The 23,277-nt window shown below is 36.5% G+C and carries 24 protein-coding genes; 19 read left to right on the top strand and 5 right to left on the bottom strand.

Annotated elements, in window-relative coordinates:
- Positions 1-603: 603 nt before the first annotated feature.
- The 7 genes from DIS06_RS05895 (at position 604) to DIS06_RS05865 (ending at position 7,623) form a co-directional block, all read left to right on the top strand.
- The gene (locus DIS06_RS05895) at positions 604-4,230 is read left to right on the top strand and encodes a dynamin family protein (RefSeq protein WP_110112311.1); all 3,627 of its coding nucleotides are present in this window, start codon (positions 604-606) and stop codon (positions 4,228-4,230) included.
- A gap of 13 nt (positions 4,231-4,243) precedes the next feature.
- Positions 4,244-5,002: a nucleotidyltransferase domain-containing protein gene (locus DIS06_RS05890; protein ID WP_110112310.1), complete on the top strand. Its 759-nt coding sequence runs from the start codon at positions 4,244-4,246 to the stop codon at positions 5,000-5,002.
- A 19-nt stretch (positions 5,003-5,021) separates the two neighbouring features.
- The gene (locus DIS06_RS05885; RefSeq protein ID WP_110112309.1) at positions 5,022-5,285 is read left to right on the top strand and encodes a DUF2533 family protein; all 264 of its coding nucleotides are present in this window, start codon (positions 5,022-5,024) and stop codon (positions 5,283-5,285) included.
- A gap of 146 nt (positions 5,286-5,431) precedes the next feature.
- The gene (locus DIS06_RS05880; protein ID WP_110112308.1) at positions 5,432-5,953 is read left to right on the top strand and encodes a hypothetical protein; all 522 of its coding nucleotides are present in this window, start codon (positions 5,432-5,434) and stop codon (positions 5,951-5,953) included.
- A 200-nt stretch (positions 5,954-6,153) separates the two neighbouring features.
- The gene (locus tag DIS06_RS05875; protein WP_110112307.1) at positions 6,154-6,747 is read left to right on the top strand and encodes a hypothetical protein; all 594 of its coding nucleotides are present in this window, start codon (positions 6,154-6,156) and stop codon (positions 6,745-6,747) included.
- A gap of 48 nt (positions 6,748-6,795) precedes the next feature.
- Positions 6,796-7,254, top strand: coding sequence for a divergent PAP2 family protein (locus DIS06_RS05870; protein ID WP_110112306.1), 459 nt, complete (start codon positions 6,796-6,798; stop codon positions 7,252-7,254).
- Between the two features lie 90 nt (positions 7,255-7,344).
- On the top strand, positions 7,345-7,623 hold the full coding sequence (locus DIS06_RS05865) for a DUF6123 family protein (RefSeq protein ID WP_110112305.1): 279 nt from the start codon (positions 7,345-7,347) through the stop codon (positions 7,621-7,623).
- 35 nt (positions 7,624-7,658) lie between these two features.
- On the opposite strand, the gene DIS06_RS05860 is transcribed toward DIS06_RS05865, so the two are convergent.
- Positions 7,659-8,048, bottom strand: a complete 390-nt coding sequence (locus tag DIS06_RS05860) for a reverse transcriptase-like protein (RefSeq protein ID WP_110112304.1) — start codon at positions 8,046-8,048, stop codon at positions 7,659-7,661.
- Positions 8,049-8,083: 35 nt separating this feature from the next.
- A complete protein-coding gene (locus tag DIS06_RS05855; protein WP_110112303.1) occupies positions 8,084-8,764 on the bottom strand; it encodes a queuosine precursor transporter in 681 nt (226 codons plus the stop codon).
- Between the two features lie 235 nt (positions 8,765-8,999).
- Between DIS06_RS05855 and DIS06_RS05850 the strand changes: the two genes are divergently transcribed.
- From DIS06_RS05850 to DIS06_RS05840, 3 genes are read left to right on the top strand one after another with little or no spacing between them, the layout of a single operon-like run.
- On the top strand, positions 9,000-9,653 hold the full coding sequence (locus DIS06_RS05850) for a ribonuclease H family protein (RefSeq protein ID WP_110112302.1): 654 nt from the start codon (positions 9,000-9,002) through the stop codon (positions 9,651-9,653).
- Positions 9,654-9,660: 7 nt separating this feature from the next.
- On the top strand, positions 9,661-9,852 hold the full coding sequence (locus DIS06_RS05845; RefSeq protein WP_481746841.1) for a zinc-finger domain-containing protein: 192 nt from the start codon (positions 9,661-9,663) through the stop codon (positions 9,850-9,852).
- Positions 9,853-9,907: 55 nt separating this feature from the next.
- Positions 9,908-10,180: a DUF2564 family protein gene (locus DIS06_RS05840; RefSeq protein ID WP_110112300.1), complete on the top strand. Its 273-nt coding sequence runs from the start codon at positions 9,908-9,910 to the stop codon at positions 10,178-10,180.
- 69 nt (positions 10,181-10,249) lie between these two features.
- On the opposite strand, the gene cspD is transcribed toward DIS06_RS05840, so the two are convergent.
- Entirely contained in the window at positions 10,250-10,450 is a 201-nt protein-coding gene (cspD, locus tag DIS06_RS05835; protein WP_110112299.1) for a cold-shock protein CspD, read from the bottom strand.
- A 314-nt stretch (positions 10,451-10,764) separates the two neighbouring features.
- Here cspD and DIS06_RS05830 point away from each other — a divergent pair, with 314 nt between their 5' ends.
- Positions 10,765-11,055, top strand: coding sequence for a hypothetical protein (locus DIS06_RS05830; RefSeq protein WP_110112298.1), 291 nt, complete (start codon positions 10,765-10,767; stop codon positions 11,053-11,055).
- 65 nt (positions 11,056-11,120) lie between these two features.
- Here DIS06_RS05830 and DIS06_RS05825 read toward each other — a convergent pair whose 3' ends face one another.
- Complete coding sequence (locus DIS06_RS05825; RefSeq protein ID WP_110112297.1) at positions 11,121-12,335, bottom strand: NupC/NupG family nucleoside CNT transporter; 1,215 nt, start codon at positions 12,333-12,335, stop codon at positions 11,121-11,123.
- Positions 12,336-12,732: 397 nt separating this feature from the next.
- Here DIS06_RS05825 and bcbE point away from each other — a divergent pair, with 397 nt between their 5' ends.
- Positions 12,733-13,974 carry a bacillibactin exporter BcbE gene (bcbE, locus tag DIS06_RS05820; protein WP_110112296.1) on the top strand — a complete coding sequence of 414 codons (1,242 nt, stop codon included), beginning with the start codon at positions 12,733-12,735 and terminating at the stop codon, positions 13,972-13,974.
- A gap of 69 nt (positions 13,975-14,043) precedes the next feature.
- Here the strand turns inward: bcbE and DIS06_RS05815 are convergent, their stop codons facing one another.
- On the bottom strand, positions 14,044-15,345 hold the full coding sequence (locus DIS06_RS05815; RefSeq protein ID WP_204166760.1) for a purine/pyrimidine permease: 1,302 nt from the start codon (positions 15,343-15,345) through the stop codon (positions 14,044-14,046).
- A 378-nt stretch (positions 15,346-15,723) separates the two neighbouring features.
- On the opposite strand from DIS06_RS05815, the gene DIS06_RS05810 reads away from it, so the two are divergent.
- The 7 genes from DIS06_RS05810 to DIS06_RS05780 all read left to right on the top strand — a co-directional run bounded on the left by DIS06_RS05810 (position 15,724) and on the right by DIS06_RS05780 (position 23,255).
- Complete coding sequence (locus DIS06_RS05810) at positions 15,724-16,548, top strand: M55 family metallopeptidase (RefSeq protein ID WP_110112294.1); 825 nt, start codon at positions 15,724-15,726, stop codon at positions 16,546-16,548.
- A 14-nt stretch (positions 16,549-16,562) separates the two neighbouring features.
- Positions 16,563-17,495: an ABC transporter permease gene (locus DIS06_RS05805; RefSeq protein WP_110112293.1), complete on the top strand. Its 933-nt coding sequence runs from the start codon at positions 16,563-16,565 to the stop codon at positions 17,493-17,495.
- A complete protein-coding gene (locus tag DIS06_RS05800; protein WP_110112292.1) occupies positions 17,495-18,448 on the top strand; it encodes an ABC transporter permease in 954 nt (317 codons plus the stop codon). Before DIS06_RS05805 ends, DIS06_RS05800 begins: the two co-directional genes overlap by 1 nt.
- A gap of 4 nt (positions 18,449-18,452) precedes the next feature.
- Positions 18,453-19,454 carry an ABC transporter ATP-binding protein gene (locus tag DIS06_RS05795; RefSeq protein WP_110112291.1) on the top strand — a complete coding sequence of 334 codons (1,002 nt, stop codon included), beginning with the start codon at positions 18,453-18,455 and terminating at the stop codon, positions 19,452-19,454.
- A gap of 42 nt (positions 19,455-19,496) precedes the next feature.
- Positions 19,497-21,128, top strand: coding sequence for a peptide ABC transporter substrate-binding protein (locus DIS06_RS05790; protein WP_110112290.1), 1,632 nt, complete (start codon positions 19,497-19,499; stop codon positions 21,126-21,128).
- 109 nt (positions 21,129-21,237) lie between these two features.
- A complete protein-coding gene (locus tag DIS06_RS05785; protein WP_110112289.1) occupies positions 21,238-22,179 on the top strand; it encodes a S66 peptidase family protein in 942 nt (313 codons plus the stop codon).
- The gene (locus tag DIS06_RS05780) at positions 22,176-23,255 is read left to right on the top strand and encodes a dipeptide epimerase (RefSeq protein WP_110112288.1); all 1,080 of its coding nucleotides are present in this window, start codon (positions 22,176-22,178) and stop codon (positions 23,253-23,255) included. The genes DIS06_RS05785 and DIS06_RS05780 overlap by 4 nt, the downstream gene beginning before the upstream one ends.
- The last annotated feature ends 22 nt before the right edge of the window (positions 23,256-23,277 follow it).

Here is a 23,277-nt window from a genome sequence, read left to right as displayed (position 1 = left end):
GAAAATGATTATCTTTCGTGATAAGATAAAAACAGCTGATAAAGATTATCAATTTCATCAAATAGAAACGGGTGGTGGACCATATGGTAAGTCTTTTTGTGATCGGAACAATTGTTACATATACAGCACTAACAACATATGTGATGAAAAACATTGAAAACGTTCAAAAAGCATAATAACAAAAAGCTGACGATTCATAGTAAGTAGTTCTGATAACGTGGAGAAAACTTAAAATCGCAGCCGAAAAAAACATACGTTTTCATAACAAAAGTAGTTAATGAATGATTAACACATGAAAAAGCTTGGGATGCCCCAAGCTTTTTTGTTATTAAATGCGTTGTTCTTGTTTACTTAAAGCACTCTTTAAATGAAGAAGGCAGATGCTAATAGCTATACTATTTGATGAGTATTTCATTAGGGAAGACTGAGATGTAAATGAAAATACCTCTGTTTTTACGATACTAAAAGTTTCTGTTCTAACTTAATGTAAAGTATTTAAAGGGAAAGCTACATGGATTCTGTTAAAAAATTCAGTTTTCTTATAGGAAATGAGAGAGAATTCAAGTAAAATAAAAGAAAAATGAGGCAAAGGGGTATAAACAGATGAGACAGACAAAGGAGCCTTTAATCAAACCGACAAAGCAAAAGATTGCTTCGTCGCTTTTTCATTTGTATACAGCATTCAATGAACAAGGAGATCAGGAACAAGCATACAAAACCATTCAACTACAAAAAAAGTGGATGAATAATGAGTATGTGATTGCATTTTGTGGTCACTTTTCAGCCGGGAAATCAAGTATGATTAATGAACTAGTAGGTTATCCATTATTGCCTGCAAGTCCTATTCCAACAAGTGCAAATTTAGTTGCTGTAAAGTCGGGAGATGAACACGCAACGGTTCAGTACCGAAAAGGGGATCGTGTACGTTATAATGCGCCTTATGATTTCGAGAAAATTAAACGCTTTTGTCTAGATGGAGATGAAGTAGAAGCAATTCATTTATCCGTCGATACAACAAAACTTCCTTCAAGCGTTGTTGTAATGGATACACCGGGGATTGATTCAACTGATGACGCTCATCGTGTTTCGACTGAATCGGCTTTGCATTTAGCAGATGTTATTTTTTATGTCATGGATTACAACCACGTTCAAGCAGAATTAAATTTACAGTTTACGAAAGAATTACAAAATGAAAATAAACGTTTGTTTCTCATTGTCAACCAAGTAGATAAACATCGTGATGAAGAGCTGTCGTTTGAAGCATTTCAACAATCTGTTTCCGATTCATTTGCTAAATGGAACATTAAGCCTGAGCGTATTTTTTATACGTCATTAAAAGACGATACGTGCATCTATAATGAGTTGCCACAATTGAAAATGTGGTTACAAACGTTAATGAGTGAGCAAAAAGATCGGCCTCTAAACATTCAGGCCTCGATGAACAAACTTATTTCACAGCATCTTTCGTTTTTACGTGAACAACAAGAAGAAATATTAACACCTTACAGAGAATTGGTAGAACCGTTATCAGAGTCAGAGCTTTTAGAAGTTAGCGGTAAAGTGACAGACCTTCAAAATCAGTTACATCAATTAACTCAAAAAGGAATTGAATTAGAGCAAACGTATGTAGCAGAAACGCGTGCTATTATTCAACACGCAAATCTAACGCCTTATGAAATGAGAGAAAAAGCTCGTTTATTTCTAGAAAGTTTACAACCAAATTTTAAGATGGGACTTTTATTTTCTAAAAAGAAAACAGAAGAAGAAAGAGCGCAGCGGTTACAAGCACTGTATGATGATGTAAATGAGCGTATGGATTCTCAACTACAATGGCACTTAAAGCAGTACGTGCAAAAGTTTTTAACGGATGAATCGATTGAAGATACACGTTTAGCTGAAAAGATTCGCTCATTTTTGATTCCATTTACAAAAGAGGACCTTCCTAACATTGTTAAATCGGGTGCATCGGTAAGTGGAGACTATGTTTTAACGTATACAACTGACGTTGCGTCTGAACTGAAGAAGCGAGCAGAACGACAATTAAACGATCTATTTGCCGATCTGATTTCTGTATGGAAGCATATGAATCAGGAACAGGTCACCGTATTGACGAACTCTTTGCAACAAATGAAGACGATTGAAACGGCTATTGAGAATCTTGAACATGCAAACAGGAAGCAGAATAATCAAGAAGCTGAGTTACGTGAACTTGTACAACAAGCCAATTTATTATCTGATGAACAAGAGGAGCAGTTAGTAGAGTCAATACGTGATACATATACGTTAGCTAGTGAACGTGATGAACAAGTTGTCTTACAAGTAGAAGAAAGGAAAAATGAGCAGCAAGACATTCGAAAAGAAGTGAAAGGAACGTCAGTTGAAGTAGCAGTACGTGACATAGAGACAGCTGTTTCGAGTATGAAATCATTTAAACAGTTGCATCCTTTTGTCAAACAACTAATTGATAAAAAAGAACGATTGCAACAACAATCTTATACAGTAGCGTTGTTTGGAGCATTTAGTGCAGGTAAGTCGTCGTTTGCCAATGCGTTAATAGGTGAATCTGTTTTACCTGTGTCACCAAATCCAACGACGGCAACGATTAACAAGATTGTACCGCCAGCAACTGAGCACCCACATCAAACAGCAACTATTCATATTAAAGCAGAAGCTGAACTGTTCGAAGATGTAAACGTTTCTCTTTCCTTCTTTAAAGAACGTGCAACCAATATGCAAGAAGCTTTAAAATTAATTCAATCGATTGCTGTAGTCGAAAGTGCGGATGTGCGTGAAAAGCTGCATTTATCATTTCTACATGCAGTATTAAATGGATATGACGTCATTAAAGAATCGTTAGGCAAGTCAATCACAACAGATATGGAACAGTATCGTCAATATGTTGTAGAAGAAGAAAAAGCCTGCTTTGTTCAGTTTATTGATTTATATTATGATTGTGAATTAACACGTAAAGGAATTACGCTTGTTGATACGCCAGGAGCTGATTCAATCAATGCTCGACATACAGGAGTAGCATTTGATTATATTAAAAATGCAGATGCCATCTTGTTTGTGACTTATTATAACCATGCCTTCTCAAAAGCAGATCGTGAATTTTTAATTCAGCTAGGACGTGTTAAAGATGTCTTTACACTCGATAAAATGTTTTTTATCATCAATGCAGCTGATTTAGCGTCATCTGATGGAGAGCTAGACTTAGTGAAAGAATATGTACGCGATCAACTAGGGCAATATGGAATTCGATTTCCGAGATTATATCCAGTTTCTAGCTTATTGGCACTCAAAGATAAAGCGAATTCGAAGTTTTTACCATTTGAAAAAGCATTTTATCAGTTTATTTCATATGAACTCACCGAAATTGCAACTTCTTCTGCTTATGGCGATATAAAACGTGCACTTCACGTATCTCAAGAGGTAGAAAGACTGCAAACGAAATCGGCAGCTGATAAAGAAAAACACATCAGCGCGTTAGACGAAATGAAGCAGAATATAATGCGTTTAATTGACGTGATGACAGTTGAAAATGAACAGGAAAAAATTGAACGTGAGTTAAAGGAACTTCTTTATTATGTTCAACAGCGAGTCATGATTCGTTATTACGACTTTTTTAAAGAATCATTTAATCCGGCGAGCTTACGTGATGACAAAGGAAATAAGCAAGATCAGCTTCAAGCTTGTTTACAAGAATTACTAGAATCTATGACATTTGATGCTACTCAAGAGGTAAGAGCTACGACATTACGTGGAGGGAAATTTGTTAACCAACTTGCTTTTGATATTCACAAGGTATTCATGAAAAAAGCGCAGCATATTGATGAAACGTTTTCACCAGTCGTTTCAGAAATAAACAATGATGATAGTAGTAACGAGATAGATGCAATGCATGTACCGAACACAGTACATTTTAAAAAGGTGTTAAACTTGTATAAAAACAATAAAAGCTTTTTTGAGAAAAATGAAAAGGAAAAGATGATTGATGAGTTAAAACTGCTACTTGAGCCGCACTTGCAAATATATTTAACGTCTCAAGAGCAACGGTTAATTAGTTATTATAAAACATCTTTTTCAGCATATGTAGATGGTTATAAGGAAGAAATGACGGAGCAGTGTGAAAATTACTATGTCGGTTTGAAAGAAGCACTTACGAATCCGTTCAATTTAGAGAAGCTTAAACGCACAATTGAGACATTAGAGCACCTCACTAAGAATTGAAAGGAAAAAGGTAATGAAAACAGCCATTCAGAAGCGATTAAAGCAAATTGAAAAGATGTATGATGTCACTATTCTCTATGCATGTGAGGCAGGTAGTCGAGCTTATCAATTAGAAACGATGACTAGTGATTATGATGTTCGGTTTATTTATAAACATAAAATCGATGCCTATCTACAATTATCACGACCACATGACGTGATTAATGAATGTGACCAAGACATACAAGGATGGGACTTGTATAAAGCGATGTATTTATTTACAAAATCAAATCCGTCGCTTTTTGAATGGCTATCTTCACCGATTGTATATAAAGAAGATTTGACTTTTACTGAACCTTTACGTACCTTTATAAAACATCAGTACTCGCATAAGGCGATTAGTTTTCATTATTTACAATTGCTCAAAACAAATTTGCAAAAAAAATTAGGTCAAAGTGTCACAATAGCTGATATAAAAAGGTACGTACATATTATTCGTGCTTATTTATCATTGCAACTTATTATTCATCAAAAACAGCTTCCACCACTTATTTTTAATGAGCTTCTTGAACAAACCTATGTGAACAAAACCATTCATGATTACGCAAATATGCTTGTCAATGCGAAAAGAAACGGTTATTCTGTATCTCATAAAGATTTAAATGAGTTACATACGATGATGGAAGATCAGTCAAAGATTTTAAACGAACAAATTCAACATTTAGCAGAGGGGAGTATCAATTACTCAGCTATTAATGAATTTATTATAACAACACTTTACAAAAAGAACTGACAACAATGGAGGAATTAAAATGAGCGTACATAAAGAAATTTCAGCCCATTCACAAAAGCAACATCAACTTGTTAAAACATTTTCAGAGCTAGATATGCTGCGTGAGCGTTACATTGAAGAAGCGATAACAAATTGCCAAAACAAAGATGCTTTTACAACGGAGCGAATTAATGCAGTTACGACTCAAATCAATGAGCTAGCAAAGAATGGAATCGTACCAGCTCGAAAGCTCGTTACACCGTCTATGATAGAGGAATATGTCGCTCGTCTGGAGCAAAAATAAGAGTGAAAATGAAGGAAGAGTCATTGGATAATTTATGAAGAGTATCTAATCTATACCGTCTTTAGCTAATTTTACAGTTCATACAGATACCCATTCAATCCATACTAATAGTGTACCAACAAGGTACAACAAAGGAGGAGATTGTAATGGGAAGAACAAAAAAAGGTAATGCAAACGCACAACAAAACAATAACGCTAAGCAAAACCAATACAACCAAGAATTCTCTTCTGAGTTTAAAGCTAACCAAGCTCAAAAAGCTCAGAACGCAAAGCATGCAAACAAAAACAACCAATACGCAGCAGAGTATGCTTCTGAGTTTGGTGCTAACCCTCAAGCTGGTGCAGCACAACAACCAAGCCAAGCACAACGTGCACGTCAAGCAAGCAAATCTCAAAACCAATATGGTCAAGAGTTTGCATCTGAGTTTAATGCTAGCAAAGCTTCAAAAGCAAACCAAGCTCAAATGCAAAAACAAAACCAATATGGTCAAGAATTTGCATCTGAATTTAATGCACAACAAAACAAAAATAATTCTCATAACAAAAAGCTTGATGCAAAACAACAATCAAGCAGCCAATACAGCCAAGAATTTGGTTCTTATGCAGAATTAGAAGCAAAAAAAATGAATAATCAATCTCAAAAACAATCTCAAAAAAACAAGCGTTAACACAACTTAACCGATGTCAAATGAAGCATAATGCTGCTTGATTTGATAGTAATCACGTATCTCTCACTCATGTATCATTTTGATAAATGAGTGAGGGATGTTTTTTATTTATAAACAATAAATACACTAAATATATATAGTAAAATTATGGTATAATCATGTTGGTTTTGTTCTAAATTTTCTGTAAAAGGTGAGGGTGTATGAGTCGAACGGTTATTTTAAGTCAAGAAAGTAAGCTTATTCCGTTACAAGTTGTTTTTATTTGTATTTTATTTTTATCAAGTATCTTTTTTCCATTTGTTCTCGTGTACCCCATTCAAGAATGGCTTATGTCTAGTGATACATACTGGTTTTTTCAACCACGGATGTACTCTGCAGTTATTTTCATTGGAGCTATTACTAGCTTGTGTATCATTTGGAGTGCACTGTTGATTTACGTAACCAAAGCAAAAAAAAGAAGTCGTATGGTGCTTACAGGTGGAATTCTTCTTTGTTTTGTTTCATTAGTAGTCAGCATTTCATCAAGTTTTTACTATGAGCATATGAGTAATGAAGGCATTTGCATTAATTCGTTAACAAGCTTTGATGAGCAATGCTATCGGTGGGACGAAGTAAAAGATGCAAGAAGTATCCTTGCTTCATCTGAACAAGAAACAAAAGAACTAGCACTTGTTTTTTCTTTTAATGATGGAACAGAATGGGAGTTTCCGTTAAATCACAAGTTAATGAGTAATAAAAGCAGGATTACAGCGATGTTAAGAGATCAAAATATTGAAGTTGAGCGAGTGAAATAACGCATACTTCCCCTCATTTGTTACGACAATAAAGGTGAGGTGAAAAAAATGAACAAAGGTGTTGCTGTTTCACTTGCATCAATTGGCGTAGCACAATTGTTAAAAGTACCGATTAAAAAGCGTGAAACCGGAGTGTGGGATTGGCGTTTAATTGCTTCATCAGGAGGAATGCCTAGTTCACACTCAGCAGGTGTATCATCGTTAGCTACGTATATTGCATTAAAAAAAGGAATTTCGTCAACGGACTTCGCTTTAGCTTCTATCTTTGGAATTATTGTCATGTATGATGCACAAGGAATTAGAAGGCAAACAGGAGAAATTACAATTAAAGTAAATACGTTAGATGAAGAAATTGAGAAGCTTGCTGGTCTACCTAATAAAGGGTTTCACGATTTAGCTGAAGAACGCTTAAAGGAAATGCTAGGTCACCAACCAGAAGAAGTGATTGGTGGAGCCATTTTAGGAGTAGCAATGGGAGCGCTTGGTTATTTTTTAGAAAAACATTAGTTATAAAATTTTAAAAAATTCATGATAGTCAAACAGAACAAAGTAAGCTAAGATAAAGAAGGAACAACAAGTAAAGGGTGGGACATCATAGTGATGAAGACAGTTCAAACCGTTGAGGAATACCTTCTTTATCTGCAAGACAAGGGGTTTCACCTAAGAGAAGATGCGAAGGGTTTTATTATGTTTGGTCAACACTACACCGAGGCATCTGATAAAATGGTGATAGCTGCAATTGAATGGACATTAAAAGTGCAAAAAGAGTTTGATGGAAGCTTTTTTATTTCATTGCTAGAAAACATGACACAAAATAAAATAATGACAAAAAAACAAACCATTCGCTTTTTGAAAGAAAAAGGAATGCTTACCTAAAAGGCCCCCCTTCATAAAATGGAGGGGGGTGTTTACTATTTTTGAGCCATAATGGCTTTTCGAGCTAACTCGTCAGCCGCCGCATTTTGACTGCTCGGAATCCACTTCATAAAAAAAAGATCGAACTGCTTTGTTAGTTGCAAAGCTTGTTCAAGTAACGGAGCGTATGCCGCATTTTTGACAAATTCTTTTTCGATGGCTCGATCTACTAGCTGTGAATCTGTGCGAAACGAAACAACTTTATAGTTTTTTTCTACACAAATTTCCAACGCTTTAATTAGTGCATGATATTCTGCCTCATGATTGGTCATTTCTCCTAATGGAATGGAAAAGCGATGATATTCGCCGTTTCCTTTAATATGAATACCAGCACCAGATGGTCCTGGATTGCCAGCACTTGCCCCATCTATATAAACTTCAATCAATGGTTATCCCCCTTTAACGGCATGTCTACATACTCTTACTCTGATTTTACTTTGAATGACCTTGCCAAGTAAATAAAAGGTGTATCAATTATTGCTACAATCATCTTAATAACATAAGTCGTTATAAAAATTTGTATCCAAACAGAAAAAGGATAAACACCGATAAAAGCAATTGATGTAAAAACGAGCGTATCTACGAGCTGACTAATCAGCGTACTTCCATTATTTCGAATCCATAATTGAGAAGGACGAGGAAATTTCTTTTTAAACTGTGTAAATAAATAAACATCGAGATGTTGGCTAATCATATAAGCGAGTAAGCTTCCTAGTGCAATGCGAGGAAGTAAGCCGAAAATCGTTTCTAGTGAACCTTGTGCAATATCGATTGAAGCAGGTTCAAATGCAAGCACAAATTGCATAATAATGGTCATGGAAATTAAGGTGAAAAAGCCAAGCCAAACAGCTTTTCTTGCTTCCTCTTTTCCATACTTTTCATTTAATAAATCTGTTACAAAGAAAGCCGTTCCATACATAATGTTACCGAGTGTGGCGGTTAAGCCAAATATCTCAATGGTTTTGACAACCTGTAAGTTTGCAACGACGGTAGAAAAGCCGAGCCAAACGAATAAACCGGCTTTACCAGAAAAACGATAAATCACAAGTAGCAAAGTAAAATTAACAATGGCAAAGACAAGCCATAACACTTCGTTAAACATATCTTTCTTACCTCCAAAATACTTGATTACACACTCATCAAGTGATACGATTGTGCAATGCTAAGAGCGAAAAGTAAACACAATGTATCATATTATACAACAACGTCTTTGATCAGTTAAGTATAAATTCAAAAGAAATGCATGACAGTGGCTAGTTTATTGATAAAGAGGGAATGAAAGAGGGAAAACACTTATATAGTAAGAAAAAACGCTACGAATGAAAGGGTAAAATGACATGAATTATCAAATTGAATGGCATTATCAATCACCTAAAGGTTCAGAGTTGCAATTTCAATCTGCAAGTATTGAAGCAAACGAGGCGTTAAAAATAGTAGAAGATCTAGAGAAAACAGGGAGAACGAAGGATGTTGTCATCATTGATGAGCAAGGACAGCGTTGGACATTAAAAGAAGCGAAAAAGTTTTTACAAGAAGTAGAAACAGAGCCGTATGATATTATTGCTTACTTTGATGGTGGATATGATCGTGAAACAGAGTTAGCAGGAGTCGGTGTTGTCATTTACTATAAAAAAAGTAAAAGTGAGTATCGAGTACGCCAAAATATTCAATTAGAACAAATACAGTCAAACAATGAAGCAGAATATGCAGCTTGTTTATACTTAATGAAACAGTTAGAAGAGCTAGGTGTTCATCACATTCGTGTTGTCTTTCGTGGAGATTCGCAGGTTGTGCTAAAACAACTATCCGGTGAATGGCCTTGTTATGAAGAAGAATTTAATAAATATTTGGATCGTATTGAAGAAAAAATGAAAGAATTGAGTATTTATCCTGTGTATGACTCCATTTCACGTAAGCAAAATCAAGAAGCTGATCAATTAGCTTCTCAAGCGCTAAAAAACATCTCAATTTCGAGCCATAAAAAAGTCTAAATGGGAGATGAAAGGATTGAATCGAAAACAGGTATTAGAAGAGGTAACCGAGTTACTGGATTATTATTGCGAAGAATGTTTTGTAAAACAAACATTTAAAAAGGAGCATGGTAAAAATTATGCTCAGTCTTTTTGTATAAAAAATTGCACAATTGGTGAAAAAATTAAACAATACGGAGACTTATTATTGAAAAAGTAGCAAGGTATATTTTCAGTCAAGAAGCTTCATTCTATCCATATGGAGGTGTTTTTCAATGGATAAACAAATGAATGAAGAAATAACATCAGGATACAATGAGTTACAACAAGTGCAAATGTCTATAAAAGCAGCAGAGAAAATGGTAGGAACTGCGACTATCAGTATGGATCCTGATCAGTTACAACAAGCTTCAAGTGCTGTAGCTGATGCACAAGCACAATTAGCACAAGCAAGAGCAAATGGAACAGGTGTAGATGAGCGGTTCTTGCAACGCTGTGAACAAGAGTTACAAACGTGTAGTCATCAACTAACAGAAGCAAAACAATAAACAAAGAGGCTTCCTAGGAAGCCTCTTTGTTTATATACTCTTATATGGATAAATGACGTTCATTTATAATTAAAGTTTTGTTACGTTAGCAGCTTGAGGTCCACGGCTTCCTTCAACGATTTCGAATGAAACTTCTTGACCTTCTTCTAAAGACTTATAACCTTCGCCTTGGATAGCAGTGAAATGAACGAATACATCGTTGCCACCTTCAACTTCGATGAAGCCAAATCCTTTTTCATTGTTAAACCATTTTACTTTACCGTTTTGCATAAATAGAATCCTCCTAATACTTTGTAGCAGCTGATTGCTACTTTAACACTTATTATCACCTAACTTAATATTCTGTATATTGCGTTAGATGATTGGTTCTAATATACAACAATGTCATTTTTCCGTCAATAGATAGCGCTTACTTTTTAGAGGGTTAATTTTAGAATTATTTTTATTTACTGAAAATTAATTTTTAGGTAGAATATAAAGTATAGATAGTTGGAAATATTTAAAGTGTATAAGTTATTAATCATTTAGGATCAAGAGTATACTAAACATAAGAATAATTAGTCGTATACAAGGGGTTGATGGTCATGTATCGCAGTCAAATTAGTGGGCAAGAGGTCATTTTATTGTTTTCATTAAAAGAAGCGCCTAATATTCGAACAAATGAAGAAAAAGAAAGTGTCTATAAGCGAATTCTACAGCTAGGAGACGAATTATTATCGTTCGAGGATGGTACAAGTTTTACAATCGGTGATCCATTAGGTCTCATTGTCGCCCAAGTTAAGAAAAGTGATTTAACGACCATTTACATTGAACATATTATTGATAAACAATTTATGTACCATGGAGATCAGACACAGGATCAAATCATTATATAAGAACATGAAAAAAGCGTTTACTTCTAACTTGAAGTGAACGCTTTTTTTCGTTAGATGTTTGTAAATTATAGGAACATACCTGCAATTGCAGCACTTAAAAGGTTAGCAAGTGTACCAGCTAGAATTGCACGGAAGCCTAAACGAGCAATATCTTGACGACGGTTTGGTGCCATTCCACCAAGACCACCTAAAAGAATTGCTAATGATGATAGGTTAGCAAATCCACAAAGTGCAAAGCTAATAACAGCAACTGTCTTATCTGATAACTGCTCAATTTGTGGAGCAAATGAAGAATATGCAACAAACTCATTTAATACAAGTTTTTGACCGATAAATCCACCAGCAGTAACAGCTTCACTCCAAGGTACACCAATTACAAATGCGATTGGTGCAAATAAATAACCTAAGATTAAATCTAATGTTAACCCTTCGAAGTTAAACCAATTTCCAATACCTGTTAACATTCCGTTTAATAATGAAATTAAAGCAATGAAAGCAAGAAGCATCGCACCAACGTTTACTGCTAATTTTAAACCGTCAGATGCACCGCGTGCAGCAGCATCAACTACGTTAGCAGTTTCTTTATCACGTTCCATTTTAATTTCGTCTGTTGTTGAAGATGTTTCTGTTTCTGGTACAATCATTTTCGCCATAATCAATCCAGCTGGAGCAGCCATAAAGCTTGCTGCTAGTAAATATTCAATTGGTACACCTAATGCTGCGTATCCGAATAATACAGAACCAGCGACAGATGCAAGACCACCTGTCATAACCGCAAATAACTCAGATTGTGTCATTTTTGAGATGTACGGACGTACAACCATCGGAGCTTCTGTTTGTCCAACAAAAATGTTAGCAGCAGCAGAAAGGGACTCTGTTTTACTTGTACCAAGTAATTTCGATAATCCACCACCTAAGAAGCGAATAATTAATTGCATAATGCCAAGGTAATATAAAACAGCAATTAAAGAAGAGAAGAAAATAATAAGTGTTAATACTTTAATTGCAAATACAAATCCTACAGCTTCAGGGTCTGCTAAAGGGCCAAATAAGAACGAAACCCCTTCATCAGCGTAAGCGATGACATTTGAAACACCAACTGTCACTTTTTGAAGCATTGCGCGACCGAATTCCCATTTCAATACGATAAATCCAAATAAGATTTGTAATCCTAATCCTACAAGAATTGTTCGTGGATTAATGGCTTTTCGATTGTTTGAAATTAAAAATGCGAGAAAGAAAACGAATACAATTCCTAATAAACCCCACAAGTAGTTCATAGACTCCACCTTTTCTATAGATAGTATTATGTGAGATATTCAGCGTTGTCAGACTTCTTACGTCATACCTCTTAAATCTCCTAGTCATAATATAAGGGTTTTTGTCGAAAAATGAAAGAGAAAATTTCATCTTTTTTCAAGTTTATTATTTCCAATTAATGCGTTTTCATTGAAGAAAATTAAAAAACTGTGATAACACATTCGAAAAACTGACACATAAAATCGTTTAATAGCGTTTTCATAAATGAAAAAGACTAACAATAAAACAGAAATGTGTTGCCATTTAAAGGGAGACATATCACCTTCGTATTTGAGAACAATATACGGTAGATTACTTTCGTTTTAATGGTTAGCAAAATAGGTGAAAAAGAAGTTTTTTCTTCATGTGGAGGGTAAGATGAAAACAAAGCAAACCGCTGATTTGTTAGCCCTTGCGTCTGTGCCATTAATTATGACGCTAGGAAATTCAATGCTTATTCCAGTTCTTCCGGTTATTGAAAAAAGGCTTCAAGTAAGTTCATTTCAAGTGTCGATGATTATTACGGTGTACTCCATTTTCGCTATCTTTCTTATTCCAGTAGCCGGATATTTATCAGACCGATTTGGACGAAAAGTCGTCATTATTCCAAGCTTAATTTTAGCCGGGATAGGTGGAGCATTAACTGGATGGGCATCATGGCAACTTGATAATCCTTTCTGGTTAATCCTTGTAGGCAGGGCCATTCAAGGAATCGGTTCAGCTGGAGCAATGCCAGTTGTTCTTCCGTGTGTAGGGGATATGTTTGAAGATGAAGAAGAAGTATCAAATGGGTTAGGATTAATTGAAACAGCCAATACATTTGGTAAAGTCTTAAGTCCAATTCTAGGTGCGTTTTTAGCATCGTTCATTTGGTTTTTACCGTTTTGGTTCATTCCTATTTTTTGTGCGATCGCAATTGTACTGGTTCTTTTCCTTGTAAAGCCACCTAAAAAAGAAAAAGCCAAAGAAGAACCGAAACAAAGTATTAAAGAATTTATTGTAATGGTAAAAGAAACGCTAGGTAAAAATTTACGATGGCTGTTAGCAATTTTTTCACTAGGCGCAATCATTATGCTTGTCTTATTTGGAGTGCTCTTTTACTTATCAACGATTTTAGAAGATCGTTATGGAATTGTGAATACAAAAAAAGGATTTGTTATGGCAATTCCATTACTAGCATTATCAATTGCCTCTTATGTAGCAGGTAAAAAAATCGGTAAAAACAAAGTAGCTATGAAATGGTGTACATTTATTGGGTTTGCTTTGTTAGCTAGCTCATTTTCGTTCTTGTTTTTTAAAGACACATTGCCATTCTTATTAGCAGCACTTGTCATTGCGGGTATAGGAATTGGTATTTCATTACCAAGTTTAGATGCGCTCATAACTGAGGGAATCGAAAAAGAAGAGCGGGGAACTATCACATCCATTTATAGTTCAATGAGGTTTGTTGGAGTAGCGGCGGGACCACCTATTTATACATTTTTAATGAAGGTATCGCATGTCGCCGTTTTTCAATGTTCACTTATTTTAAGCGTATTAGGCGCTATTATTGTGTTAAAAGCAATCAAACCAAAAGAAAAGAAAGAAACGCTTAAAAAGCCGAAGTATAAGTTATCATAATAAAATGCCTTGCCAGCTACATCCAATAAAGTGAACGGATAGAGAGGTAAGGCATTTTATTTAAAGTTGCTATTTCAACATCTTGTGATTTGAATATGGCTTATCTTTTCGAAGTGAGTGTATGATTTCTAAGCTCAGTGCAATCATTGTTCCAAACACTAAGCCATTACTTAATAATGTTGTTAAAATGGGTGATAGAGACGAAAAAGCCTCAGGTGGTAAAAACATCACACCAATTCCTGCTAGCAGTGGAATCCCTGCCCTTTTTAATGCATGATCCTCGTTTTTTGCTTGTTTAAATTCATTCATCCCTAGACTAATCATACTTGCAAATACAGGGAAAATGGCCGCATACCCCACAGCAGCTGGAAGTGAAGAAATAAAGCTCGTAAGTGGAGTGAACAAGCTAACAAATAACAAAAGAATAGATGCTACAATAAAGGGTCTACGCTGTACAATTCCAGTTGTCGAGATGAACCCCCCAGATCCTGAAATTGGAACAGCTCCGACGGCAGAAAAGCTACCTCCTAATAGTTGACTCACCCCTGATATAATGCCTGAACGTTTGATTGTGTTTCGTTCGATTCTTTCCCCTTTTTGTGCAAAAACAGACTCCACCACTTTAATTGAAGCAAGCATATTTGTAATTAAAATAAAGGTCACAAACAAAGATGTAAGGACCATGCTCCATTCGATACGAGGTGCCCCAAATACAAATAAATGAGGTATATAAAATAGTTCATCTTGAACGTTAATAGGTTTTGTTAATCCCATCAAAGCAAATAATCCCCAACCAATTCCGATGCTTAGCACAATATTTAATCTGTTAAAGATTCGGTGAGAAGTGAACCAAAAAGAAAGCAATACTATGACAATTGAGCCAAGAGCTACAAGTGGTTTAATCGTGTTCTCTCCACTTTCAATTCCTAACATTCCTTTTAGAAAAGAACCGCTTAACTGAGCAACAAGCAAGATTAAATATGTACCAATAACCGGTGGTGTGAAATAACGAGCGAGTTTATTAACGAGCCCAAATACGCTTAATAAAATGCCAATCACTCCACTCGCTAATAAAGCAAATTGTAGTACTCGTAATGTTTCTCCTTGTGAACCAAATAAGACAAGACCAAGACTTGCATAAAGGGAAAAGACACCCCACCAAACACCTGCTGGGCCTTCCATAATTGGATAACGATGCCCGATGAGCACTTGAAGTAAACCCGATATAGCAAGAACAAAAAGTGTTCTTTGTACGAACTCAATAGAGTCACTCGAGTTTAGTCCATATTGAGATGCAATGACAATCGGGACGATGATGCTATTTGACACGATAAATAAAAACCATTGTAAAGATGAAATTGTGGTTTTCATCATGTCGCCCTCCTTCTTATAAACCTATGTTTCAGTGTATCACAGTTAAGTGAGAAAGAGAGAAATGAATTGGAAGACACTGGGGTAAAATGGGACAACTAACTTCCTTATGTGACACGGTCTGTAACAAACGTTGCTCATAAAGTGTAACTATATGAATAGCTAGATAGAAGGGTAAAGGATAACGCGTATTGCTCTTTGTTCTTTGCTTTACTAACTTATCTTTCATCGTTTTTCACTATGTGAAAAAGTATACAAATTAAATAAAAATAGGGAAAAATGACTTTTTATTCAATAAATTGTTGAATTATTTGGTATTTAGAACTATAATTTTAAGAAAATTTAAAATTATTTTTACAGAAAAGGAGGGAAGAAAATATGAACATTTATATGTCAGTGGATATGGAAGGCATTACAGGATTGGTCGATCATACCCATGTTGATTCAAGAAAGCATAACTATGAGCGAGGGCGAGCAATTATGACAAATGAAGCAAACGCCGTCATAAACGCAGCGTTTGATTACGGTTGTCAAGAAGTGTTGGTCAATGACAGTCACTCACAAATGAATAATCTACTCATCGAGCAACTTCACCCTGACACAAAGCTTATTTCAGGTGGGGTAAAGCCTTATTCAATGGTACAGGGGTTAGGTGAAACCTTCGAAGGAGCGATGTTTGTTGGCTATCATGCGCGAGCATCAATGAAAGGCGTAATGTCACATTCAATGATTTTCGGTGTTCGTCATATGTACATAAATGATGTAGCGGTTGGAGAGTTAGGTTTCAATGCATACGTAGCTGGATATTATGGTGTTCCTGTTCTTATGGTTGCAGGAGATGACCAAGCTGCTTTGGAAGCAGAAGCACTTATCCCAAATGTCACAACTGCTGTTGTGAAAGAAACGATTTCTCGGTCGGTTGCAAAAAGTTTAACACCTACTAAGTCAGCAGAGTTACTACGAGAAAAGACAAAATTAGCACTTGAAAATAAGCACAACGTAAAACCTCTTGTTCCACCTAAAAATCCTACCTTGCGGATTGAGTTTGCTAATTATGGACAAGCGGAATGGGCAAGCTTAATGCCAGGAACTGAACTAGAGGAAGGAACAACCATTGTACGCTATGAAGCAAACGACATATTAGAAGCGTATCGAGCGATGCTTGTCATGACTGAACTTGCGATGAGAACAACATTCTGTTAGAAAGTGTGAGAGCGATGGGTACATATCTTTTAAAACGACTTCTTGCCATGATTATCACATTGTGGCTAATTATTACACTAACATTCTTTTTAATGCACTCCATTCCTGGTTCACCCTTTAATGAAGAGCGAAATACCAGTGAAATGGTTCAAAAGAACTTAGAAGCTCATTATCATTTAGATGAACCTTTAATGATTCAATACTTCATTTACTTAAAATCATTAGTGTCTTTAGATTTTGGTCCTTCTATTACACAACCTTCACAAACCGTTAATGATTTGTTAGGAAGAGGATTTCCAATTTCGTTTGAGTTAGGGATGATTACACTTGTTATCGCTGTTGTATCAGGGATTACATTAGGTGTATTAGCAGCTCTTCGTCATAACGGCATTATTGATTATGCGGCGATGACCTTTGCTGTTCTCGGTATTTCTATACCAAACTTTGTTATGGCTACATTGCTCATTCAGCAAGTGGCTGTAAACTGGGGGATTTTACCTGTTGCGACTTGGACAAGCTGGCGACACATGATTTTGCCAACTCTTGCTTTAGCAACGGGACCCATGGCGATTATTGCACGTTTAACACGTTCAAGTATGTTGGAAGTATTAACACAAGATTATATACGAACAGCGAGAGCGAAAGGGTTAACACCATTTAAAATTGTGTTTAAACATGCTCTTCGTAATGCATTGTTACCTGTTGTAACGGTGCTAGGTACGCTTGCTGCGGGTATTTTAACAGGTACATTTGTTATCGAACAAATTTTTGCGATTCCTGGTATGGGGAAGTACTTTGTAGAAAGTATTAATCAGCGTGATTACCCTGTTATTATGGGAACGACGGTGTTTTATAGTGCATTTTTAATCTTAATGCTCTTCTTAGTTGATTTGGCATATGGAATACTAGATCCGCGTATTAAGCTTCACAAGAAGGAGGGGAAATGATGGGATTTCCAAAACAACATGAGCAAAATACTTCACCAAACATTCCGGACGAGTGGTTTGTGCCGAAGCAAAAGAACAAATCAGATGCTGAAGCGGTTGTTCGTCCAAGTCTTTCTTATTGGCAAGATGCGTGGAAACGGCTTTTGAAAAATAAGTTAGCAATGGGTGGACTTTTCTTTTTAATTGTCCTAATTGTCATGGCCATCATTGGACCTATCATTTCGCCACATGATGGGGTTAAGCAATCATTAGCCAATCAAAATTTGCCACCATCAAGTACGCATTGGTTTGGAACAGATGATATGGGAAGAGACATGTTTGCTAGAACATGGTACGGGGCGCGTATCTCTTTATTTGTTGGTTTTATGGCTGCACTTATTGACTTTGTCATTGGGATTATTTATGGAGGAGTTGCAGGATATAAAGGTGGTAAAACCGATAACGTCATGATGCGTATCGTTGAAATCCTATATGGTTTGCCATACTTATTAGTTGTCATCTTATTAATGGTTGTGATGGGGCCTGGCCTTTTAACCATTATCGTCGCCCTCACTGTCACCGGATGGATTGGAATGGCGAGGATTGTGCGGGGACAAGTCTTACAAATTAAAAACTATGAATTTATTTTAGCATCCAAAACTTTTGGAACAAAAACAGCTCGAATTATTCGGAAAAACCTTTTGCCAAATACAATGGGTCCAATTATCGTTCAAATGACACTCACAGTCCCAAGTGCCATTTTTGCGGAAGCATTTTTAAGTTTTCTTGGTCTCGGTATTCAAGCTCCATTTGCGAGTTGGGGTGTAATGGCAAGTGATGGATTGTCAACAATTCTATCAGGTTACTGGTGGCGCTTATTCTTCCCAGCCCTCTTTATTTCACTTACGATGTTCTCGTTTAACGTGCTAGGCGATGGGTTACAAGATGCGCTAGATCCGAAGTTAAGGAGGTAACATCATGGGAAAAGTACTACAAGTGAATGATCTCCATGTTTCATTTGCTACATATGGGGGAGAGGTAAAGGCTGTTCGGGGAGTCACGTTTGACTTACATAAGGGAGAAACACTTGCAATCGTTGGAGAATCGGGTTGTGGGAAAAGTGTAACATCTCAAAGTATCATGCGTCTTATTCCGAATTCTCCAGGTAAAATTACAGGTGGTTCTATTGTATTTCACGGGAAAGATTTAGTGAAGTTAACGGAACCACAGATGCGAAAAGTTCGTGGTGCCGATATCTCAATGATTTTCCAAGATCCAATGACAGCCCTTAATCCAACGATTACAGTAGGAGAGCAAATCATTGAAGGTATCATACAACATGAAAATATATCAAAAGAAGAAGCGAAAAAAGCGGCCATTGATATGTTAACGCTTGTTGGAATTCCTAGTCCTGAAGAGCGGTTAAAGCAATATCCTCATCAATTTAGTGGAGGAATGAGGCAGCGAATCGTAATCGCCATGTCGCTTGTCTGTCAGCCGGAGGTGCTGATTGCAGACGAGCCGACAACAGCACTCGATGTAACGATTCAAGCTCAAATACTAGAGTTATTTAAAGAAGTGCAGAGTAAAACAGGTGTATCAATCATTCTAATTACGCATGATTTAGGTGTCGTTGCACAAGTGGCTGACCGGATTGCGGTGATGTATGCAGGGAAAATTGTTGAACAAGGAAATCGAAGAGAAATCTTTTATAACCCTCAACACCCTTATACAAAAGGGCTATTAAAATCTGTTCCTCGACTAGATTTAGATGGAGAAGAGCTGACACCAATTGCAGGGTCACCACCTGATTTGTTTTCACCACCAGTAGGCTGTCCGTTTGTTGCGCGATGTGATAAAGCGATGGAAGTATGTGATCGTGTGTATCCATTGAAAACGCAGTTGACAAATGAGCATTACGTAGACTGTTGGCTGCAAGATGAACGAGCTAAAAATATGTTGCTTTCAACTACAAGCTAACTTTGTAGTTTGATAGATAATAAAAATTAGAGGGGGAGCACGATGAAAAAGATACTATCGTTAGTGGTAATGGCTGTACTTGTATTTGCACTTGCAGCTTGTACAGCAACAAAAGACGCTGGTAGTGAACCAGCAAAAAGTGATGGAAATGGAAAAGAAGGTAGTAGTGAAAAGGTACTGCGTCTAAACAACAGTTCAGAGCCAACGTCTTTTGATCCACCAATTGGTTTCGATTCTGTGTCTTGGAATGCGTTAAATAACTTAATGGAAGGGTTAACGCGTCTAGATGAAAATCATGAGCCACAAGCAGCGATTGCGGAAAAATGGGATGTTTCAGAAGGTGGAAAAGTGTATACATTCCATATTCGTGACAATGCAAAATGGTCAAATGGTGATGATGTAACAGCACAAGATTTTGTATTTGCATGGAAACGTCTTTTAGACCCAGCAACAGGTTCACCGGCAGCATTTTTAGGCTATTTTATTGAAGGCGGGGAAGCATTTAATAACGGTGAAGGTTCAGCTGATGACGTAAAAGTAGCAGCAACGGATGAAAAAACATTTGAAGTGACGTTAACAAGTCCACAAGCGTACTTTCTAAGTGTGATTGCAAATCCAGCGTTTTTCCCGATTAACGAAAAAGTAGCAACTGAAAATCCAAAGTGGTTTGCTGAAGCAGATACATTTGTAGCAAATGGTCCATTCAAATTAACCGAGTGGGAGCATGATAGCCACTTTGTAATGGAAAAGAATGATCAATATTGGGATGCAGAGACAGTTAAATTAGACAAAGTTCACTGGGCAATGGTTAATGACACAAACACAGATTATCAATTATTCCAAACAGGTGAACTGGATACAGCAGATGTTCCTGCAGATTTAAGTGAAAAGTTATTCAGCGAAGGCAAAGTAAAAGTAGAAGATCAAGCAGGAACATATTTTTATCGTTTTAACTTAGAGAAAGAACCATTCCAAAACAAAAACATCCGTAAAGCATTTGCTTTAGCCGTCGATCAACAACAAATGGTTGACTTTGTAACAAAAAATGAAGAAAAGCCAGCATATGGTTTCGTTTCTTATGGCTTTAATGATGCAGAAGGAAAAGACTTCCGTGAAACAAGTGGAGATTTAGCGAAAACAAATCTCGAAGAAGCAAAAGCATTACTTGAAAAAGGAATGAAAGAAGAAGGTTATGACAAGCTTCCAGAAGTAACATTAACGTATAGCACAAGTGATACACATAAAAAGATTGCTGAAGCATTACAACAAATGTACAAAGAAAATTTAGCCGTTGATGTGAAATTAGCAAATATGGAGTGGAACGTATTCCAAGATGAACAAAAAGCATTTAAGTTCCAATTGTCTCGTAGTTCATTCTTAGCAGATTATGCTGATCCAATTAACTTCTTAGAAAACTTCCAAACAGGACACTCAATGAACCGTACTGCTTGGAGCAATGAGCAATATGATCGTTTAATCAAACAAGCAATGAATGAAGCAGATGAGGCAAAGCGCTTTGAATTAATGTATGAAGCAGAGAAAATTTTACTTGATGAAATGCCAATTATTCCAATTCATTTCTATAATCACGTTTATTTACAAAATGAAAAGGTATCTGGAATCGTTCGTCATCCAGTTGGATACATGGAATTAAAATGGGCAGATAAAAACTAATCAAATGATTTGAGAGTATAGTGAGTGGAGTTGATTCGAAATAGGGACTGTTTCATTTTGTTCCCTAGAGTCATCTCCCTCTCTTTTTCTCATAAAGGAGTGTTGAAAAATGGTTGTAAAACCAGCAAAACTAAAGCAAGGTGATACGGTTGCAATTATCGCTCCAGCAAGTCCGCCTAATCAAGAGAAACTAAAAAAGTCATTATCATTTCTTGAACAACTTGGATTGAATGTAAAACTAGGAGCATCTTTGTATAATCAACATGGCTATTTAGCAGGAACAGATGAGGAACGTTTAGCAGATATTCATCAGATGTTTGCAGATCCAGATGTGAAAGGTATTATTTGTGCGTGCGGTGGATTTGGGACGGGGCGTATTGTGTCTCAACTAGACTATAATCTTATCAAAAAGAATCCAAAAATCTTTTGGGGCTATAGTGATATTACGTTTTTACATACGGCTATTTATCAACAAACAGGAATCGTTACATTTCATGGACCGATGCTCAGTTCCGATATTGGATTAGACGATGTTCATGAACGTACGAAGCTGTCTTTTCAACAATTATTTAATCATGATGCAATTGAGTACACATCAAACATTTCAGCTCTTGAAACCGTTGTAGAAGGTGAAGCAAGTGGTCCTGTCATTGGTGGAAACCTCACATTATTAGTGAATACGTTAGGTACACCATTTGAAGTGGATACAAAAGGAAAAGTGTTTTTTATTGAAGATATTGATGAAGAACCATATAAAGTCGATCGCATGGTCAATCAACTAAAGATGGCAGGCAAGTTTCATGATGCAGAAGGAATGATTATTGGTGACTTTCATAACTGTGCCCCCGTAAAACGTGAGCAATCACTAACATTAGATGAAGTTTTTATGGATCATATTGCACAAGTGGGTAAACCAACGATGAAAGGGTTTAAAATTGGCCATTGTTCACCGAATATTGCCATTCCAATTGGGTCAATTGGAAGAATGAATACATATGATCAAACATTTATTGTCGAAAGTGGCATTGAGGAAAAGGATGAGACAGAATGAACATTACACAACTAGAAACGTTCCGAATTGCTGTTCCATTACATAAACCATTTAAAACGGCTCTTCGGACGGTTGAAGTGGCAGAAGCAATTGTTGTGAAACTCACATGTGAGAATGACATTGTCGGATGGGGGGAGGCACCTCCAACGGTTGTCATTACAGGAGATAGTTTAGCAAGTATTGAGTCGGCAATTCACCATGTGTTAAAGCCTGCTCTTATTGGGAAAAGTTTATTAAACTATGAATATTTGTTTCAACAAATGAATACATTGTTGGTTCGTAACTCAAGTGCAAAAGCAGCTGTTGATATGGCGATTTATGATTGTTTAGCTCAGCATTGTAATCTTCCTCTTTATCAGTTTTTAGGCGGCTATAAAAACGAACTTGAAACCGACTATACTGTCAGTGTAAATAGCCCAGAGGAGATGGGAGAAGACGCAGTTACTTACATCAAACAAGGATTTAATGTGTTAAAGATTAAAGTGGGTAAAGATGAGATTGAAACAGATATTAAGCGTATTCAAGAGATTCGTAAGCGAATTGGAGCCGATATTAAAATTCGTTTGGATGCAAATCAAGGGTGGGATCCAAAAGCAGCGGTTAGAGCGATTCGTAAAATGGAAGATCTCGGCTTAGATATTGAATTAGTCGAACAACCTGTACAGGCGATGGATATTGAAGGGTTAAAACAAGTCACAGATGAAGTAGACACGTTGATCATGGCTGATGAAAGTGTATTTACTCCAAAGCAAGCATTTGACGTATTAAAAACACGTAGTGCAGATTTAATTAACATTAAGCTAATGAAAGCTGGTGGCATCTACTACGCACAAAAGATTAATGACTTAGCTGAAACATGTGGCGTAGAGTGCATGGTCGGCAGCATGATTGAAACACGACTTGGTATTACCGCTGCTGCACACTTTGCAGCCAGTAAAAAAAATGTGACACGATTTGACTTTGATGCACCACTTATGCTTGCAAAAGATGTAGTGATAGGTGGTATTAAGTACGAAGGAAGAAAAATCACAATGCCGACTACATCAGGATTAGGAATTGAACAAATCATCATTTAATAAAAGTAGAGGAGGAATGAGT

The sequence above is a fragment of the Bacillus sp. CGMCC 1.16541 genome (genome assembly GCF_003184905.1).
Classification (GTDB): domain Bacteria; phylum Bacillota; class Bacilli; order Bacillales; family Bacillaceae_H; genus Priestia.
This window is presented reverse-complemented; position numbering and strand designations above follow the sequence as displayed.